Consider the following 17,959-nt stretch of genomic DNA (forward strand, 5'->3'; position numbering starts at 1 on the left):
AAGATGAGAAAAAGCATGAAGAACCTGACATTAGGGTTATCGGTAGCAGCAATGGTTCTTGGCAGTGCTGCATGCGGCAGCAAGACACCGACAGAAAGTTCGGAGAGATCAGGGTATACGGGCGATTTGGATTATGTGAAGCTGAAAATGTATGCGATTTCCGATGCACCCAATAATACGGACCTGGCCAAGCAGTACTGGGATCAGCTCAATGCCAGATTAAAAAAGGAACTGAATACGACTATCGATTTCACTTATGCAGCAGGCAATGATTACAAAAACAATTACGCTCTGGCAATTGCTTCAGGAGAAAAATATGACCTGATGCAGGCGGCTCCCGGCTGGTTGGATTATCAAAGCTATGCATCAAAGAACGCATTTAAGCCGCTTGATGACCTGCTGCCGAAGTATGCCCCTTACCTATGGAAGAATATTCCCAAGACTACATGGGATGCAGCGTCCGTCAACGGAAAGATCTATGGTGTTCCCGGTATGTATACGGGAGTAACGGCACCCGCCTTCGTATACAGAGAGGATTTAAGAAAGAAGCACAATCTGCCTGAAATCAAGTCCATGGATGATATCGAGACCTATCTGCAGGGGATCAAGGACAAAGAGCCGGGAATCATCCCGAGCGATGATTATCAGAGTCAGGTATACGGCACTTCCTGGATTTACACCACGCCTTATATCGGCATCGATGAAATTCACGACAGACTTTTCAACTTTGTTTACGACCCCAGAAACGGTCAAGTGCTCAGTGTTATCGAGACGCCTGAATTCAAAAAATTTATGTATAAAATGAAGGATTGGGCTGATCGAGGCTTTTGGTCTTCCAGCGTACTGACCAGCACGAACTGGGGCGTAACGCAGGTACTCAACGGAGTAGCGGCGGCATCCTTCAATGAACAGCTGCCCGGCTATAACAACCATGCGACACAGGTGGAAAAGGAACATGGCGCCGAGGGCTGGGAATTGAATTATTTTATGTATTTCGAAGGAAATCCGGACTCCGTCCTTCAAGGCTCCACAACCAGCAGCATGACGGCAATCTCAACGAATGCCGAGCATCCTGAACGAGCACTGATGGTTCTGGATTATATCCAGCAGCATGAAGATCTCTGGGATTTCATTACTTATGGTACAGAGGGCGTTAATTACAACCTGACTGCAGACGGAACGATTGATACGTCAAACATTGCAGACGGCGCATCCTTCAACTATTTCCCCAGCGGTATGTTTGCAAATGACAAATTCAAGAAGCGCAAAAGCGATGCTTGGGTGAATTATGACGCCATGATGGAAAAGATCAATAAAAAGGTCGTACCCGACATTTTTGAAGGCTTTGTCATGGATAAGAGCAGCTTCGAGACGGAGTATACGGCACTTAATGATGTAAATAGCCAATATGGATACCCGCTGGAGGCAGGTCTTCTCAGCGATGTGGATAAGGCATACCAGAGATATCTGGATAAAGCCAAGGCTGCAGGTCTTGATAAGGTTAGAGCAGAAGTGGAAAAACAGGTCCAGGCATGGCTTGCATCCAAAAAGTAAAGAAAAATGTAGGAACAGACCCGTCCTTTCCCGCAAGGGAAGGGGCGGGGTTAAAAGATAGGATGAGATGAAAGCTTAAAACATCGCAATGGCGAGGAGTGCAGGCCAATGAAGAACGTCGTTTATATGATTCGCGATGATGTTAACCACCCGAAGGAAGTCATTGATCCGGTTATGGAAAAGGTGTTCGATGCGGAGCAGTGGGAAGTGATCCTCACTGACCGGGCGAGAGATTTGATAGAGACCGAGGAATTGGTAGATATGGCCATATTCTTTACCAACGGGCGACCTGAAGGGGAGACCAATCTGACCCCGGAAGAGCAGCGGCAGATTGTCCGGAAGGTAAGGAACGGCATGGGCATTATGTTCATACATGCAGGACTTGTCCTCATTGAGTCGGACAGCCCGTTCTATATGGAGCTGAATTCCGGCCGATTCGTCGAGCATTCTCCCCATCACGTGGAGGTGACGAATAACCCGGCGATTAGCTTCAAGCATCCGATTATCGAGGGCATCGAGCCATTCGTTGCTATCGACGAGCATTACTACTGTCAAGTGGATACGACGAGAACCGATGTGATTCTGTTTAGCACTTCCCGGCATGTGACGGCAGTAGGGGGATGGGCACATCAGGTTGGGGCAGGCAAAGTAGTGGCACTGACTCCTGGACATACTCCGGAGGCGCTGGGCCATCCTCAAATGATTCAGCTCATGAAGAACAGTGTGGACTGGGCTGCTCGCCAGAGCTAGAACCTAACGAGGGAGCGATGTGTCAGTGGGTTCGATGTCAGTGGCATTAGGATTGTATTCGGTATACAAGGAGCTTCGGCGCGACCTGGAGTCGACGCTGCGCAGAGTCAAGGCAATCGGCTATGAAGGGGTGGAATTCTATGGCCCGTTCATTCATGAGCCGGAGAAGATTAATGGACTGCTGAAGGAAATCGGACTCGTCAACTGCGGCTGGCATACGGAATGGAAATGGCTGCAGGCAGATACGATTGACGCAACGCTGGACTACCATGCCCGCGCCGGAACGACCAATATGATCATCCCGGCCTTGGGCGGGCCTTGGCAAATTGGACATCAGATGAGCGAGGATTGCGCGGATGTGTGGGTGCAATATGCAGTCCGCATCAATGAACTTGCGAGGAAGGTGGAAGAGCGGAATTTCCGCATCGGCTACCATACTCATGCGCATGAATTTCATACGCATTTTGGCGAGTCAACGCCGTGGTCGCTTCTTAGCGAACATACTCATTCCGGCATCCTACTGGAACTGGATACAGGCAATTGCATGGAAGCGGAGGCTGATCCGGCCCAGGCTATTGCAGATCACCCGGGGAGAGTACAGCTTGTGCATTGCAAGCCGTTCTCCCGTAAGCTTGGCCACGAGACATTCATCGGCAGCGCTATGGATGACAATGATTGGCCGGCTATTCTTGAGGCATGCAGCCGCTCGGGAACCGAATGGCTGATTGTAGAGCATGAATCGGAGACCGAGTATCCCCAGTTTGATGGCGCGGAGCGGTGTTATGCCGGGCTGCTGGAGCAGCTGGGGCAGCTTCAGCCGGCTGTAGACAGAGAAGTTTAGCGTTACTAAACCAGTGGGAGATGTTACGGTGATGCAGACCAATCAGGCAATCAGATTCACAGGCAAGCAGCAAGCATCGCTTGTGCAGGGCGATTGGGAGCCGTCGCCGCTTGCAGCCGATGAAATTTTAGGGCGAACGATCGTATCGCTCATATCGAATGGCTCGGAGATGGGCGCATATATGGACTATTCCGGAGGGATGAAGTATCCGGTTGAGACTGGCTATGCCGCTATTCTCGAGGTGCTTGAGGCGGGTGAAGAGGTTACAAATGCGAGAGTGGGCGAACATGTGCTGGCATTGTCCCCGCATCAGGCATACAGCCGGGTCAAATTCCATGATTACATTCCTGTCCCGGCGGGAATGAAGCCGGAGCATGCCGTGATTGGCCGATTCCCGGCTGTCTCGATGACCTCCATGATTCATTCCCGAATCCGCCCGACGGAATCGGTTATGGTAACGGGGCTTGGCATTGTGGGCCTCATGTGCGCGCAAGTGATGCAGCATTGCGGCTATGAGGTCTATGCCTTTGATCCGAACGAGGGCCGCAGAGCAACAGCCCGATCTTGCGGATTGCGCCATGTATATGCCTCGCCGGATGAAGTGCCGGTACTGAAAGGAACGGCTGGATTGGCGATGGATTGCTCCGGCAGGGAAGAGGCGGTGTATTCCTTGCTTGCCAACCTGCGCAAGGGCGGGGAACTGTATCTGATCGGCGTGCCTTGGTACCGTTCGACGGACAAGTTCGCGCATGATTTGCTTCGCAGCATTTTCTATGGATATATCCAGGTTAATTCCGGCTGGGAATGGTCCCTCCCGCGACATTCTTCGGAGTTCCATCCTAACAGCAATCATGGGAGCATTAGGAAAGCAATGGAATGGATTCGCGACGGGCTGATCCAGGTAGAGAACATTTATGATAGCTATGCGCCAAGCGCATGCGGAGAAGTGTATGCGGGAATTGCCGGCGGCACATTGACGAAACCCTGCGTTATTTTTGATTGGAGCTCGGTTTAAATACCGGCTTGCCGTCGGCAGCTCATCACAATTCCGGGAAGAGAGTGAGATCATGTATACGACAACTAAAAAGCAGGGTATCCATCATGTTTGCCTAAAGACACGGGATATCGAAAGTACAGTCAAGTTTTACATAGAAGGTCTTGGCGCACGCTTTGTCGTGGAATGGGGCAAGGATGGGGCCGAGGATCATGCGGTGCTGGTGGATCTGGGCGATGGCGATTTCCTGGAAATCTTCGAGACGAAGAGGGAATTTGTCGATGGGATATGGGAGCATCTGGCAGTTCGAACGATGGATATCGAGGAATCGGTGCGCCGGGCCGTGGCGGCGGGAGCAACGCCTCTTGGCGTTCCGCGCCATAGTAACATTCCGGCCCGCTCGGGCGAAATCGTCAGCTTGAGCTTCTGCTATGTTCGCGCGCCGGGCGGCGAGCTCGTCGAGTTCATTCAGGATGACCATTAAAAACAGGCCTTCGCCCCATGATTTGTCTTCCGTTCCTGCGCCAAAAAAGCAAGTGCTATCAGGAGGAACCACGATGGAGAAGTCTGTACTGGCTGTTGATTTGGGAGGAACCAAAATCTTGATCGGGGAGGTTTCGCTGGACGGTGAAGTGCTCGAAAGCAAGGTTTATGCATCGACGGTAGTATCGCAAGAAAAAGTATTCGAGACGTTAGCGGCAGCCCTCGGAGATTATATCAAACATGTGGGACTGCGGCGCGAAGCGGCGGCGATCGGGATCGGCGTAGTAGGACGGGTCGATACGAGCGAGGGCGTCTGGCTCGAAATCGATCCTTCCAGAAGCCAGCCGATCGCGCTCGCCCGGAAGATCAGCGAGCTGTTCGAGATGCCGTGCACAATCGGCAACGATGTCTACTGTGCCACGCTCGCGGAGCAGAAATGGGGCTGCGGTACCTATTCGGACAATTTTATTTATATGAATATCGGTACGGGGATTGCCGCCCGTTGCGTAGTAAACGGCGAGCCGATTATCGGCCGGCATTTCAATGCGGGCGAGGTTGGGCATCATGTGGTAGATTATGACAGCGATGTTCAATGCATCTGCGGAAGGAAGGGTTGCGTCGAGCCGTTGGCTTCCGGGCTCGGGATGCACAATCGGATCGTTGCGCTGAAGCCGTCCTATCCCGATTCGCCCATTGTCATCCCGAATGAAGGCCGCGTAGGTGTCGAAGAGATTTTTGCAGGCTACGATCACGGTGATCCGCTCTGTGCGGAGGTTGTGGATACTGCGCTGCAGGCTGTAGCGGAAACGATTATGAATATGGTCCGCTTCTCCGATCCGGACACTGTTGTACTTGGCGGCGGTGTTGTTAGCGGTAGCTGGTTCATTGACAAGCTGCAGATCAGGTTGCAGGAGAAGACGATGCGTTTCGTTATCAACGGCGTGAAGAAGACGGCGATCGACGAGGCCATTATCGGATTGAAGGGCGCTGCATGGCTGGCTATCAGAACGATGTCCAAGCCGGAAGCCTAAAAAGGGGGGATAAAGGAATCATGGCATCGAAAATAGCGCGTGAACTTGAACTTTCAAATCTGATTCACAGACCGCTGAAGGTGGACGAGAGTGCGTCATTGGAAGCGGACAGCTTGAAGAAGGAAGTATTGGACAGGGTAGTCATTCTCGATCAGGCCGCGGGCTGCGATCGGTGGATGCATCGTGGACTCGGGGCGTCAAGCGTGCTTGAAGGCGGTCTGTTGCAGCTGACTTCTCCGTTTGATATGGATACGTGGCCGGAGGGTTCGCCTAGCGACGGAGATTACTGCACTTACGGGCATGTAGGCGTTTATCGGACATTCGATCATGAGAACTGGGAGCATTTCAACCGGATTTCCTTCGAAATTTACCCGGACTGCAGCGGGATGTCGAACCCGCATATGAAAGTAGCCCTAAAAAATGACGGTACGATCAAAATTCCCGATATTTATCACCGTGAAGGCTCCAATGTCATCAATTTGAAAGACCGCCAATGGAATGTATGCTCGATGGAAATTCCGGACTTGCCGCGGGACGGGATTACCGAGCTTGCGTTTTGCTATGATATGTACGGCAAAGACCGTGCGACCGGCGATACGATGATATTTCGCATTCGCAACGTCTTCCTGGAAAAGGTAGCCTATCCGAACATTTCGAAAGGATGGCAGCCAAGAAGCAAGGATATTATTTTTTCCCATAACGGCTACAGTGTGGAGCAACCTAAAACGATGATTTTGGCAGAGCAACACACATCGTCTTTCACCGTTATCGAGCTTGAGACGGGAGAGGAGAAGTTCACCGGCCCCGTTAATCATGCGAGCACCTCCATCGGCAGTTTCTCCGTTGTGGACTTTTCCGCGTTTAAGGAGAAAGGGAAGTATATCGTCCGGGTGGGCGAGCTGCTGACAAAACCCTTCGAGATTGGCGGCGCGGCGGACCGATGGGAAGATTCGATCTGGAAATCGATTAACTTTATCTATTGCGAGCGCTGCGGCTGTCCGGTGCACGGCATTCACGGAAGCTGCCATGAGGATATTCTCGCCCGGCATAACGGCGGAACGATTATTTTCAATGGCGGATGGCATGATGCAGGCGATGTATCCCAGCAACTGGTGCAGACGGCAGAGGTGGCATTCGCCCTCTACGAGATTGCCTATCAGGTGAAGGAGCGCAACTATCCGCTGTATCTTCGACTTGTCGAAGAGGGAGAATGGGGAGTGGACTTCATTCTGAAGACCCGATTCGGCGACGGCTACCGGGCTACAAGCGCTGGGATCCGAATCTGGTCGGACGGCATCATGGGCAATATGGACGATATGACTGCCCGCGTGCACAACAACCCGTATGAAAACTTTATCCTCTCCGGCATCGAAGCGCAGATCGCCATGTTCATGGAGGATGGGGATCTGCTGAAGGATAAATTAGCAGCCTGTGCGATCCAGGATTTCAAATATGCGGTCGAGCAATTCGAGCTCAGAAGCTTTGCGCCGAAGCCTATCTTCTGGGAGCACACCTACATGAGCTCGGAAAGCTTGTTCATGGCGACGGCTTCATGGTCGGCATCGCTCCAATACCGGCTGACAGGCGAGGCTTCCTATGCAATCAAGGCTGTCGAATATTTAGACTATGTGATCGATTCGCAAGAGCTTGCCGGCATTCACACCGATGACGGCAAGACCGTAGCCGGCTTTTTCTACCGGACGCCGGAGAAGAAGGTCATTCAGCATTTCAACCACCAGGCTAGAGAGCATGTGTATTTGCAGGCTTTCAGCGAAATTCTGAAGACGCAGCCTGAGCATGCCAAGCGTGATAGCTGGATGGAATCCGTCCGAAGCTACGGGGAATATATCAAGTTTCTGACAGCCTTTACAGCGCCGTATCCCATGATTTCAAGCGGCATTTACCATGTGGATGAGAATGAGGACCGTGAAAGCTTCGAGCTCCAGCATTTGTTGGTGGGGGAGGAAGCGAAAGCGTTGTATACGGAGCAATTGAGGCAGGGGGTCCGTCTGAACGACTACCATTACTTGAAGCGGTTTCCGGTCTGGTTCTCGTTCAAGGGCAACACGGCGATCGTCCTTTCTACCGGCAAGGCCGCGTCCCTGGCAGGCATGCTGCTTGAGGATCGGGAGCTGATCTCGATTGCCGAGAGTCAGTTGCAGTGGGTAGTAGGCAAGAATCCGTTCGGTCAATCGCTAATGTACGGCGAAGGCTATAACTTCGCCCAGCAATACAGCGTGCTTAGCGGAGAAATCGTAGGCGAAATTCCGGTAGGCGTACAAACCTTCGAGAACGAGGATATTCCATACTGGCCGCAAATGAACAACGCCACCTACAAGGAAGTATGGGTCGGTCTAGCAGGCAAATGGCTGTCTCTGCTCTCCGACTTGTACGCGTACGACAAGCGGAGCGAGGCTTGAGCAGACCATAATGCGACTAGGCTGACCGGCAGCGCGATCTGCCGGTCAGTCTTGTCGGCTAGGAGGAAGAATCGATGAAACCGACAATGATGACCTATATTCAAGAAGAGCAGGCGGTAACGGAAGGCATTCTCGGCAGCTACCCGGGCAACGTGGATGCCTTCGCGGAGTTGGCGGCGGACAAGAAGACGGAATGGCTTATTTTGGCGACCGGTTCAAGTATCAATGCCGCGCTAAGCGCCAAATATTATATCGAGAAAGTGGCGGATGTGCGCATTGACGTCAAAGAACCGTTCAATTTCACGCATTACGATAAAATCAGTCCGCACTGCGATCTGGTCATCGGCATTTCGCAAAGCGGCCAGAGCACTTCGACGATCGGCGCCTTGAACCGGATTCGAGTGCAAACAGGCCTCAAAACGGTCGCCTTCACGTGCGATGTGACGACGGCCATTTCCGAAGCGGCTGATCTGACGCTTGATATCGGCTGCGGCAAGGAAAGAGTCGGCTACGTGACCAAAGGGTTTATCGCTACCGTATTGACGCTGATGCTCGCCGGCCTTAAGACGGCAGTAGCGAAAAAAACGCTGACGGAACAGGAGGAGCAGGCCCATCTCGATCAATTCCGCGCTGCGATAGCCGCTATTCCGCAAACGATCGCCAAAACAGAGGTGTTCTTCGAGCAGCACAAGGAAAATTTGGCGAGCGCGCCCAGATTTTCCGCTGTTGGTTACGGCCCTACCGTCGGAACGGTGAAGGAATTTGAAACCAAATTTTCAGAAACGGTTCGGATGCCGTCGCAGGGGATCGATCTGGAGGCCTTCATGCATGGACCGTATCTGGAGGTCAATCCGGAGCACCGTATTTTCTTCGTTGAAACAGAAAGCCCGGTCAAGGAGCGGATGGAGCTGCTGATTGCGTACGAGAGCCGGATTACGAACTACACCTATACCGTCACGTTAGGTAAAGCGGAGAATGACCGTACGATTGGTCTGGAGGTGAAGCTGGACGAGTTCATGGCTCCGTTCATAATGATTATTCCGTTCCAGATTTTGGCTCATCATATTGCGGGAGCAAGAGGAATCGATTTGACCCAGCGGATTTATACCGACTTTGGGGTAGCAATGAAGAGCAAGACACAGCCGGGAGACTACGCATAAGGAATCCAGCAGGCTTTATATCATAAAAGGATAGTACAGTAAGAGGATGTCCCTCGTCATCATTGGATGATGAGGGACATCTTTTTTTATACGTGTATCCGGCTCGCCCTATCGCGAACGAAATTTCATTATCGTTATTGTCTGTTAAGAAGCATCATTTGACCTTCAAAGTGATGTAAATTTCGCTAAAAAAGACTTGCAAATAATTGCCCGAGGGAATAAGATTTGTGTGTATTAAAAAATGTTTACCTAGGGAAACAAATACAATATCTTTAGAAAGCGTGACGACAATGAACAGTGAAGTCGAGTATGGGAAAAAGGGCTGGCTGCGGCCAAGCTCTACCGTAAGCTTGGAAGAGGTTCATAATTCCGTTCAAATTCCAAGCAAAACCGGATATTGGAGGAAGTTCATTGCTTTTGCCGGGCCGGGCTCGCTTGTAGCCGTCGGTTATGTCGACCCGGGCAATTGGGCGACATCGATTGCCGGGGGAGCACGCTTTGGCTACACCCTGTTGTCCGTTATTCTGATCTCGAACTTAATTGCAATGTTACTCCAAGCATTGGCAGCGAAATTAGGGGTTGTAACGGGTCGGGATTTAGCCCAGGCGACTCGAGACGCGGTCGGTAAAAGAACGTCCTTTGTTTTATGGATTTTATCGGAGATCGCGATTATTGCGTGTGATTTGGCAGAGGTCATCGGATCGGCCATCGCACTTAATTTGCTATTCGGGATCCCTTTGCTGCTCGGTATTCTCATTACAACACTAGACGTGCTGCTGTTATTGTTATTACAGAAAAAAGGGTTTCGAATTATTGAATCGATCGTTATCGTTCTCATGGCAACGATATTCGGCGTGTTTGTGTTTGAAATGATCGTTTCCAAGCCGGAGGTATCTGCACTGTTGGGCGGGTATGTTCCGAAATTTGAAATTGTGACGAATCCGGAGATGTTATTTATCTCTTTGGGCATTTTGGGCGCAACGGTTATGCCGCACAATCTTTATTTGCATTCGTCTATCGTGCAAACGAGGCAATTCAAGCGTAATACAGAAGGGCGAAAAGAAGCGTTGAAGTACTCTGTATGGGACTCGAATATTTCGCTATTTATTGCCTTCCTAATCAATTCCGCCATTCTGATTCTGGGTGCGGCCGCTTTCTACGGAACCGGTCTGGACGTTTCTGAAATTGAAGGAGCCTATGAGCTGTTGAGCCCAACCGTAGGCGTAGGGATCGCGAGCACCTTATTTGCGGTCGCTTTGCTTGCCTCCGGTCAGAATTCAACGATTACCGGAACGTTAGCCGGACAAATCGTGATGGAAGGGTTCATACAGCTAAGAATCTCCCCGTGGCTCCGCCGCATGATTACCCGATTAATCGCAGTTGTGCCCGCATTTATTGTGACATGGCTTGCCGGATCGAGGGGGACAGGAGATTTGCTCTTATGGAGCCAGGTGGTACTCAGTCTGCAGCTGCCCTTTGCCGTCGTTCCGCTCCTCATATTCACAAGCGATAAAAGGAAGATGGGGGAGTTTGCAAACCGACCCTGGGTTAAAGTAGCATCGTGGCTTGCCGCAGCTGTCATTTTGGCTTTAAATGTTTTCCTTGTCGGTTACATCGTCGTAACCGGTCATGATTTAGGTTAACCTACGAAGGATTTGCTCATTTGTCTGTTGGCGGCCATGTGATCATGCTGTTGCATTGCGCAATATAATTAGTAGGAACGGGTAAAAGAAAAAAGACGGAAGCTGCAGCCCCCGTCTTTCCCGTTCCTTCTTCAAATGAAATCGTATGGTTTTATAATCACTACTCGCTTTGAACCCGAACAATTCTCGGGTCTGTAAATAGATCCTTATCGTCCAAGCTTAAGGAGGAAAATTCGCTTACGACGGCCCCTTCGTCACCGGCCTGAAACCAGTGACGGGTATTGGGCGAAATCGTATATTGTTCTCCCGGCCGCAGCACGACCTCGTGCCAAGCCGTATAGAAAGGCTCGTCTCCCTCGGGCGGAACAGCCTGCGGATTCGGTGTCGGCTCTCCTTCTACATATAAATAGACGATGCCCATACGGCAGCGAAACGTCTCCTGCTTGCCGGGATTACCCGCGTCCACCGGCGGATGGCGGTGCTCGGCGCATGTTTGCCGCGGAAACAGCACCAAATCTTTGGCGCAGTAGCGGGGCGTATTCACATAAGTGAACAATTGCAATCCGGTATTTATCAGCTTACCCAACCCGAAGTCCGTTATTTCGAGGTTTGGGTATTCCTCGGGAGTAAGCACGACCCCGGCTTTCCCCAGCATCTTTGCAGTCATTTTCCGCGCTTCATTGGCCGATTCGCGCGTAATCATCCTGCACCTCATTGATATAAAGATTCCTTTTGCCAACGGAACCGAACAATTGCATCTTCTTCAGAATAAGCGCTTTGGCCGCTTCGATTGCGGAAGGGAAAAGGACAGTGGGCTCAACCTGCTTCGGCATTTCCTCGCATTTGGCGCGGAGTTGGCCGAAGAAGGCTTTTTTCATTTCCGTGGATATATTTACTTTGCTGATCCCCAACTGAATCGAGGCTGCAACCTCGTCCGAGGAGTTGTCCGAACCGCCGTGCAGGACAAGGGGGACGGATACGAGGGAGGCGATTTCTTTTAGACGGTCCAATTGGAGTTTGGGTACCCGATCCTTCGGATACATGCCATGTGCCGTTCCGATGGCGACGGCGAGCGAATCGATCCCGGTGCGCTCTACGAATTCTTTAGCCTCCAGAGGATCGGTATAAAGGATTTCGTCATGACCGCCTTCCATGCTGCCTTCCGCCTGGCCAACCGTACCCAATTCCGCTTCGACCGAGACGCCGACGGAATGGGCGATAGCGACGGCTTCTTTCGTGATCCGGATATTCTCGTCAAACGTTTGCGTTGAAGCGTCAATCATGACGGAAGTAAATCCGCAGCGGATCGCGCGGACGATTTGCGCCGTGTTGCCGCCGTGATCAAGGTGAATGACGACCGGCACTTTGACCTGATTAGCGATGTCGCGGCAGTATGCCACAAAGCTGTCCGTCAGGAATTCCAACTCTGAAGGGTGGATGGCCAGAATCACCGGTGAATCGTTCTCTTCGGCCGTTTCCATAATGGCTCGCAGAAACTCGCCGTTGCCGACATTAAAGGCGCCTACGGCGAATTTGTTCTTGTAAGCGACAGTCAGCAATTCTTTCATCGTAATCAACATGGTTTGTCTCTCCCTCTGTCTCAGGTGATTTGTTTTCATTTAAGAAAACGCCATTCGGCGGGTTCTCCCCATTCATTCAGCGACCTTCATGTTCCTGAATCTCGTCGACTGCTCGGAACGTTCGTAATTATGAATGTTTTGTTCGATTTATGTTCATATTAAGACCATAAAAACGAAGTGTCAACACAATTCAAACTTTTTATAGGGGTGAATTTTGGCGTTGTGTTTGTTTTTGGTGTTTGATTTTGACGAATTTGCATTGACGACTCAAAAAAAATTCATCTATTATATTCACATACGCACAGGCGTTTGAATTGTGGGGTGGATAAGAGGAGGATGAGGCAAAGGCCCATGTTTACCAATAAACGGCTGGAGAAAGCTTCGGAGCTGATCAAACAAAGAGGCACGGTTTCCGTTCAGGAATTAATGGATTATTTTCAGGTTTCCGATATGACGATCCGCCGGGATCTACAGAAGCTGGAAGCGTCCGGAGAATTCCAAAGGTTTCACGGCGGCATTCGCATTCTGGATGAAACGCCGCTGGATAAAAGGGAAACGGTGCAGTTGGACGAGAAAAAACAAATCGCGCAGTATTGTTTGAATCTGCTTCAGCCTAAAGATACGATCATCCTGGACTCCGGCACGACAACGTATCAGATCGCGATCGCCATCGCCGAAGCTCAGATCCGGGACATTACGGTGATTACCAGCTCACTGACGGCAGCTTATCGCCTGAGGGAGCAGGAGCACGTTTCCTTGGTGATGTGCGGGGGAGAATTGAGGCACAGCTCCCAATCCTTTGTAGGAAGTGTTGCCAGAGACTTCTTCGAGAATATTTACGTCAATAAAGCTTTTATCGCGACAGGCGGGATCACGGAGAAAGGGTTCAGCACCACCAGCTTTGCCGAAGCGGAAATCAAACAAATGATGGGCAAGGCGAGCGCCGAAACGTATGTCGTGGCTGATTCCACCAAATTCGGCAACCGTTCGCTGAACTTTTTTGCGCCGCTTAGCCAAGCCCATCAGGTCATCGCCGACTCCGGCGTTTCCGATGAATGGCGCGACATGTTGAGAGAGCACGGCACCGAACTGGTTAGAGTATGATCGGCGACTTGTTCCGTATAATGAAAGGTTGGTAAGGGGGACGGTTGCAACCGTTCCCTTTTTAGTTTATGCAGGCACCGAACAAATAAACAAAACAAACATTTATCGAAGAAAATTATTAAAAATATGTTCATATTGATCATTTTATATTGACAAAAAAACACATTATGTTTACTCTTGAGGTGAGAACAAACAAGATATGGTAAGGAGTGAAGCCAAGGGAAGCGAGCAGAAAAAGGGATTCCGGTATGAACTGTTCGAAAAGCAAAAATAACGGGGAGGTGTTCACATGTTGACGACTATGGATAAATTGCTTCGCGTAGCGTATAGGGAAAAATTTGCAGTGGGGGCCTTCAACATTGCGAACAGCGAATTTGTAAGGGCTGTCATTCGGACGGCGGAAAGAGCGGATTCCCCTGCCATCCTTCAAATCCATCCGAATGAAATTGACCTGATGGGAGACGACTTTGCCGCCTATTGCGTTCAAGCGGCGCAGCGGGCTAGCGTGCCGATCGTAATCCATCTTGATCACGGCCGCGATATCGATGATGTTGTTCGAGCTATCCGGAATGGATTTACATCCGTCATGATTGACGGATCTCATCTGCCTTACGAAAAGAATGTGGAGCTGACCAAGGAAGCCGTGAAAATCGCTCATGCACAACGGGTTTCCGTTGAGGGGGAACTCGGTACCATCGGGAACACAGGCACGAGTTCAGAAGGCGGAGCGGAGGAGATTCTGTATACGGATCCGGATCAAGCGAAAGACTTCGTGGATCATACGAATGTCGATACGCTTGCCATTGCAATCGGTACCTCTCATGGGTTCTATCCCAAATCGATGAAGCCTAAGCTCCAGATCGATCGTTTGTCTCAAATCTATGAAAAAGTAAATATTCCGCTTGTCTTGCATGGAGGATCCGACAACTCGGAAGAGGATATTCGGGGATCCACGAAGTACGGTGTGGGCAAGATCAATCTCTCCAGTGAAATGAAACGGGCGTTTTTTTCGGAACTTCGCAATACTTTGAACAACAATCCGAATGGTTATGAGCCGGATGCGCTTTTTCCGAGTTCAACCCAAGCCGCTATGACGGTAATTGCATATAAGATGCAATTGTTCGGTTCCGCGGGCAAGGCTAGCTTGTATCAAGTGACGGCATTGTAAGTTTTTTTGTGGAATCCATTCGGAAAGTCTTAATGAAAAATAAAAAGTAGGGGAGGTTTTATGGGTTGAATCCGTTTAAATTGGATCATTTGAAAGCGCTTAACAAGACAGCGTTTTCCATATTATTTATAGCGAGTATTATGATCGCGCTTGTAGGCTGTTCGGGTTCATCAAGCGACAATGGTGCAACTGCTACTCAGAATCAAACGGAGACCGCTGCAAATGATTCCAACACTGGGGGAAAAGGCAGCAAAAAAGACATTACGTTAGAGTTCCAACAGTGGTGGGGAGTAGAATTGCCGGATGGCGTTCTTCAGCAAATCGTTGATGGGTTCACCGCTCAAACGGGGGTAAAGATCAAACTTTTAAGTAATCCGTATGCGGATACGAAAACGCAAATTGCAGCCGGCGCGGCGGCTGGAACAATGGCGGACGTTGTTGGTCTTGATGGTTCTTGGGTATATGATTTTGCTAAACACGAGTCCATCGCCAATTTGACAGATTTAATGAAAGCGGATGGATATGATGATAGCCAGTTGTCCGATCAAATTAGAGTTGACGGAAACACCTATATGATTCCTGTCGTAAACTTCGCGTATCCGATGTATGTAAACTTAGATATCGTAAAAGAAGCCGGCGTTGAATCGATACCGAAGACTTGGTCTGAATTTAAGGAAGCAACTAAAAAAATTAGTACTTCAACAGGCAAGGCAGGATGGGCGATCCCATTGTCGACAGAATCCCCAAGCGGTATTCAAAACAATTTTATGAGTTGGTTATGGGCATCGGGCGGGTCTATGTTAAAGGATGGTAAGCCTGCACTGACGAACAACGCAGACTTAGGCGCGACTGTCGCGTTTGTAAAAGGTTTGTTTGATTCCGGCGTCGTGGCTAAAGGCTCGAATTCGATGAAAGAAGCGGACATGGTCGGAGAGTTTACAAATGGCCGCGTAGCATTTATGACGGATTCTCTGGCTCATTTGACGCTTATTAAAAAAGAAGCACCCCAATTAAATTTCGACATTATTCCGGTTCCCGTGAAAGATGGTTTTGCTGGAAAAAGCGGCATGGACGTAGCGAATTGGGGCATTGGAATTGCAGAAAACAGCAAATACAAGGCAGAAGCCATGAAGTTCGTTGAATACTTAATGAGTCCTGAAGTTAACGCAAAACTGGCGGTTTATGCCAATGCCTTCCCCGGCAACTCCAAAGCAGAACCCGATTATTCGGCAGCGGATCCGTTATTCTTGAAGGCGTATGATATCTATAAGACTTGTTATGCGGTTAACGAATTTACAGGACTTCCTACTTCAGAAGAATTAATGAGATCTTTTGACGAGCAACTGCAGCTTTACTTAGGCGGAGATACAAGTTCGGCAACCGATATGTTGGCCGAAACGCAAAATATTTGGCAAGACGCATTTAAATAATCATTGCATGATTCATCAATGGGATGTATGTCTGACATACATCCCTGTTCTAGAAAGGCGGTCTTAGCAGGTGAGAGTTGAGAAAATAAGAAGGTCCGAGCCCTATTTCTATCTCGCGCCGACCATTATTTTAATGGTCATATTGTTAATCATACCCATCATTATGGTTGTTCGTTATTCCTTTTACGATAATGTAATTATTAATAAACATCCTCAATTTATAGGTTTCGAAAATTTTGCAAAAGTGTTCCATAATAAATCCTTTTCAGCGGCTGCAAAGAATACGTTGATTTTTGTTGGCGGCAGTGTGATTGTTCATTTGTTTATTGGGATGACATTTGCGATGCTATTGAATACAAAATACCTAAGCGCAAAAACAAAAGCTTTATTCAGAGTAATTTTTGCTTTGCCATGGATGTTCACGGCGTCTGTGATTGCCATTCTGTGGAAAATGCTGCTGGATCCACACGGCGTTGTTAACTACTTATTGGAAATATTTAATTTAAACAGTACCCAGGTAGAATGGTTGGCTTCAAGAGATTTTGCGTTGCTTTCGGTTACGATCATTAACATCTGGGCGGGATATCCATTCTATATGGTAAGTATTTTAGCCGGGCTTCAAGGAATCCCCTCTGACCTTTATGAGTCTTCCGCGATTGATGGTGCAAGCGCCGTACAGCATTTTTTCCGCATTACCATTCCGCAGTTAAAACCAATTCTAATCAGTCTATTAATGTTGGATTTTGTATGGACCTTGCAACAATTTGCCCTCATTTGGATGACGACTGGCGGAGGCCCCATTCATTCGACTGAGATGCTTAGTACGTTTATATATAAATTAGGGTTTAGCAAGTATCAATATTCTCAGGCTTCGGCTAGCGCGGTCATTTTGTTAGTGATTTGTTCGATTGTCGCGTTTTTTTATGTACGCCATCAGAGAGGGCAGGAATAATATGGTTGGAGGAAAAAGCGGGTATATTAAAGTTCTGGTTGTAACCCTGTTGATGATTGGAACCCTCTTTTCAGGTTTCCCTATCTTGTGGATGGTTTTGAATTCCTTTAAACCAAACTCGGAAATCTTCGCATGGCCGCCAACGTGGATTTCCAAGAACTTCTTGGTGGATGCTTACGTGGAGATTTTCAAAAATCCGGAAAAAATCAGATTTTTCGTAAATAGCTATTTTATAGCTTTTACCGCAGTTATTTTGACTTTAGCGATAAGTATTCTCGCTTCTTACAGCTTCAGCAGGTTTAAATTTAGGGGCAAAAATGTAATCAACACCATTATTGTAAGCGTTCAGGCGGTGCCGCCTATCACATTATTAATTCCCTATTTGAGTTTGATTGTAACAATGAAATTATATAACACCTATGGCGCGTTGATTCTAACCTATCTGTTGTTTACGCTGCCTTATGCAATCTTAATGATGACCGGATATTTGAATACGTTGCCTAAAGACTTGGATGAAGCGGTGATGATGGATGGCGGATCCAGGTTTAGAGCGCTCTGGACGGTATTGGTTCCGGTATCGGTTCCCGGATTAGTCTCCGTAGGAATGTATACCTTCATGCAGTCATGGAACGAATATCTGTTTGCTTTAGCTTTAACAAAGACGAATGAGTATCGAACGGTCCCTGTAGGAATTAGCTTGCTCATGGGCCAGCATGCGTATGAATGGAACCAGATGATGGCGATGAGCGTACTCGGGTCGTTGCCGGTATTGCTCCTGTTCTTATTTTTCCAAAGATATTTCATTGCAGGGATGACATCCGGAGCTGTTAAGCACTAAGTAACGAAAAT

At 49.2% G+C, this 17,959-nt stretch carries 16 protein-coding genes; 14 read left to right on the forward strand and 2 right to left on the reverse strand.

All coding sequences use genetic code 11. The features are described 5' to 3' along the window. Positions 1-3 precede the first annotated feature (3 nt). The 9 genes from LKX83_RS04635 to LKX83_RS04675 all read left to right on the forward strand — a co-directional run bounded on the left by LKX83_RS04635 (position 4) and on the right by LKX83_RS04675 (position 10,876). Positions 4-1,554 carry an extracellular solute-binding protein gene (locus LKX83_RS04635; RefSeq protein ID WP_227880989.1) on the forward strand — a complete coding sequence of 517 codons (1,551 nt, stop codon included), beginning with the start codon at positions 4-6 and terminating at the stop codon, positions 1,552-1,554. A gap of 108 nt (positions 1,555-1,662) precedes the next feature. After that, positions 1,663-2,304: a ThuA domain-containing protein gene (locus tag LKX83_RS04640; RefSeq protein WP_227880990.1), complete on the forward strand. Its 642-nt coding sequence runs from the start codon at positions 1,663-1,665 to the stop codon at positions 2,302-2,304. A 34-nt stretch (positions 2,305-2,338) separates the two neighbouring features. Then, positions 2,339-3,145, forward strand: a complete 807-nt coding sequence (locus tag LKX83_RS04645; protein WP_227881125.1) for a sugar phosphate isomerase/epimerase family protein — start codon at positions 2,339-2,341, stop codon at positions 3,143-3,145. A 31-nt stretch (positions 3,146-3,176) separates the two neighbouring features. Next, positions 3,177-4,160: a zinc-binding dehydrogenase gene (locus LKX83_RS04650; RefSeq protein WP_227880991.1), complete on the forward strand. Its 984-nt coding sequence runs from the start codon at positions 3,177-3,179 to the stop codon at positions 4,158-4,160. A 52-nt stretch (positions 4,161-4,212) separates the two neighbouring features. Next, positions 4,213-4,623 (forward strand): VOC family protein, encoded by a 411-nt coding sequence (locus tag LKX83_RS04655; RefSeq protein WP_227880992.1) that lies wholly within the window; start codon positions 4,213-4,215, stop codon positions 4,621-4,623. Positions 4,624-4,696: 73 nt separating this feature from the next. Next, a complete protein-coding gene (locus LKX83_RS04660) occupies positions 4,697-5,653 on the forward strand; it encodes an ROK family protein (protein ID WP_227880993.1) in 957 nt (318 codons plus the stop codon). 20 nt (positions 5,654-5,673) lie between these two features. Next, positions 5,674-8,073, forward strand: coding sequence for a glycoside hydrolase family 9 protein (locus LKX83_RS04665; protein WP_227880994.1), 2,400 nt, complete (start codon positions 5,674-5,676; stop codon positions 8,071-8,073). Between the two features lie 74 nt (positions 8,074-8,147). Then, the gene (locus LKX83_RS04670; protein WP_227880995.1) at positions 8,148-9,233 is read left to right on the forward strand and encodes an SIS domain-containing protein; all 1,086 of its coding nucleotides are present in this window, start codon (positions 8,148-8,150) and stop codon (positions 9,231-9,233) included. Positions 9,234-9,523: 290 nt separating this feature from the next. Next, positions 9,524-10,876 carry an Nramp family divalent metal transporter gene (locus tag LKX83_RS04675; protein WP_227880996.1) on the forward strand — a complete coding sequence of 451 codons (1,353 nt, stop codon included), beginning with the start codon at positions 9,524-9,526 and terminating at the stop codon, positions 10,874-10,876. A gap of 160 nt (positions 10,877-11,036) precedes the next feature. On the opposite strand, the gene LKX83_RS04680 is transcribed toward LKX83_RS04675, so the two are convergent. Together LKX83_RS04680 and LKX83_RS04685 are read right to left on the reverse strand one after the other, a co-directional pair. Next, positions 11,037-11,579, reverse strand: a complete 543-nt coding sequence (locus LKX83_RS04680) for a D-lyxose/D-mannose family sugar isomerase (protein ID WP_304518292.1) — start codon at positions 11,577-11,579, stop codon at positions 11,037-11,039. Continuing rightward, positions 11,554-12,456, reverse strand: a complete 903-nt coding sequence (locus LKX83_RS04685) for a ketose-bisphosphate aldolase (protein WP_227880997.1) — start codon at positions 12,454-12,456, stop codon at positions 11,554-11,556. The genes LKX83_RS04680 and LKX83_RS04685 overlap by 26 nt, the downstream gene beginning before the upstream one ends. A gap of 351 nt (positions 12,457-12,807) precedes the next feature. Here LKX83_RS04685 and LKX83_RS04690 point away from each other — a divergent pair, with 351 nt between their 5' ends. The 5 genes from LKX83_RS04690 to LKX83_RS04710 all read left to right on the forward strand — a co-directional run bounded on the left by LKX83_RS04690 (position 12,808) and on the right by LKX83_RS04710 (position 17,948). Next, positions 12,808-13,560: a DeoR/GlpR family DNA-binding transcription regulator gene (locus LKX83_RS04690; RefSeq protein ID WP_227880998.1), complete on the forward strand. Its 753-nt coding sequence runs from the start codon at positions 12,808-12,810 to the stop codon at positions 13,558-13,560. A 289-nt stretch (positions 13,561-13,849) separates the two neighbouring features. Further along, positions 13,850-14,728 (forward strand): ketose-bisphosphate aldolase, encoded by an 879-nt coding sequence (locus tag LKX83_RS04695; protein ID WP_227880999.1) that lies wholly within the window; start codon positions 13,850-13,852, stop codon positions 14,726-14,728. A gap of 65 nt (positions 14,729-14,793) precedes the next feature. Beyond that, complete coding sequence (locus LKX83_RS04700; protein WP_227881000.1) at positions 14,794-16,158, forward strand: ABC transporter substrate-binding protein; 1,365 nt, start codon at positions 14,794-14,796, stop codon at positions 16,156-16,158. Positions 16,159-16,228: 70 nt separating this feature from the next. Continuing rightward, positions 16,229-17,110, forward strand: coding sequence for a carbohydrate ABC transporter permease (locus LKX83_RS04705; RefSeq protein WP_227881001.1), 882 nt, complete (start codon positions 16,229-16,231; stop codon positions 17,108-17,110). Position 17,111: 1 nt separating this feature from the next. After that, the gene (locus LKX83_RS04710; RefSeq protein ID WP_227881002.1) at positions 17,112-17,948 is read left to right on the forward strand and encodes a carbohydrate ABC transporter permease; all 837 of its coding nucleotides are present in this window, start codon (positions 17,112-17,114) and stop codon (positions 17,946-17,948) included. Positions 17,949-17,959: the final 11 nt, after the last annotated feature.

Source organism: Cohnella baijiui (assembly GCF_020731285.1).
In the GTDB taxonomy this organism is placed as follows: domain Bacteria; phylum Bacillota; class Bacilli; order Paenibacillales; family Paenibacillaceae; genus Cohnella.

Coding starts and splice junctions, on each gene's coding strand:
- LKX83_RS04655 (WP_227880992.1), top strand. CDS start 4,213: ATGTATACGACAACTAAAAAGCAGGGTATCCATCATGTTTGCCTAAAG.
- LKX83_RS04645 (WP_227881125.1), top strand. CDS start 2,339: ATGTCAGTGGCATTAGGATTGTATTCGGTATACAAGGAGCTTCGGCGC.
- LKX83_RS04665 (WP_227880994.1), top strand. CDS start 5,674: ATGGCATCGAAAATAGCGCGTGAACTTGAACTTTCAAATCTGATTCAC.
- LKX83_RS04685 (WP_227880997.1), bottom strand. CDS start 12,456: ATGTTGATTACGATGAAAGAATTGCTGACTGTCGCTTACAAGAACAAA.
- LKX83_RS04660 (WP_227880993.1), top strand. CDS start 4,697: ATGGAGAAGTCTGTACTGGCTGTTGATTTGGGAGGAACCAAAATCTTG.
- LKX83_RS04680 (WP_304518292.1), bottom strand. CDS start 11,579: ATGATTACGCGCGAATCGGCCAATGAAGCGCGGAAAATGACTGCAAAG.
- LKX83_RS04635 (WP_227880989.1), top strand. CDS start 4: ATGAGAAAAAGCATGAAGAACCTGACATTAGGGTTATCGGTAGCAGCA.
- LKX83_RS04710 (WP_227881002.1), top strand. CDS start 17,112: ATGGTTGGAGGAAAAAGCGGGTATATTAAAGTTCTGGTTGTAACCCTG.
- LKX83_RS04690 (WP_227880998.1), top strand. CDS start 12,808: ATGTTTACCAATAAACGGCTGGAGAAAGCTTCGGAGCTGATCAAACAA.
- LKX83_RS04640 (WP_227880990.1), top strand. CDS start 1,663: ATGAAGAACGTCGTTTATATGATTCGCGATGATGTTAACCACCCGAAG.
- LKX83_RS04650 (WP_227880991.1), top strand. CDS start 3,177: ATGCAGACCAATCAGGCAATCAGATTCACAGGCAAGCAGCAAGCATCG.
- LKX83_RS04670 (WP_227880995.1), top strand. CDS start 8,148: ATGAAACCGACAATGATGACCTATATTCAAGAAGAGCAGGCGGTAACG.
- LKX83_RS04695 (WP_227880999.1), top strand. CDS start 13,850: ATGTTGACGACTATGGATAAATTGCTTCGCGTAGCGTATAGGGAAAAA.
- LKX83_RS04675 (WP_227880996.1), top strand. CDS start 9,524: ATGAACAGTGAAGTCGAGTATGGGAAAAAGGGCTGGCTGCGGCCAAGC.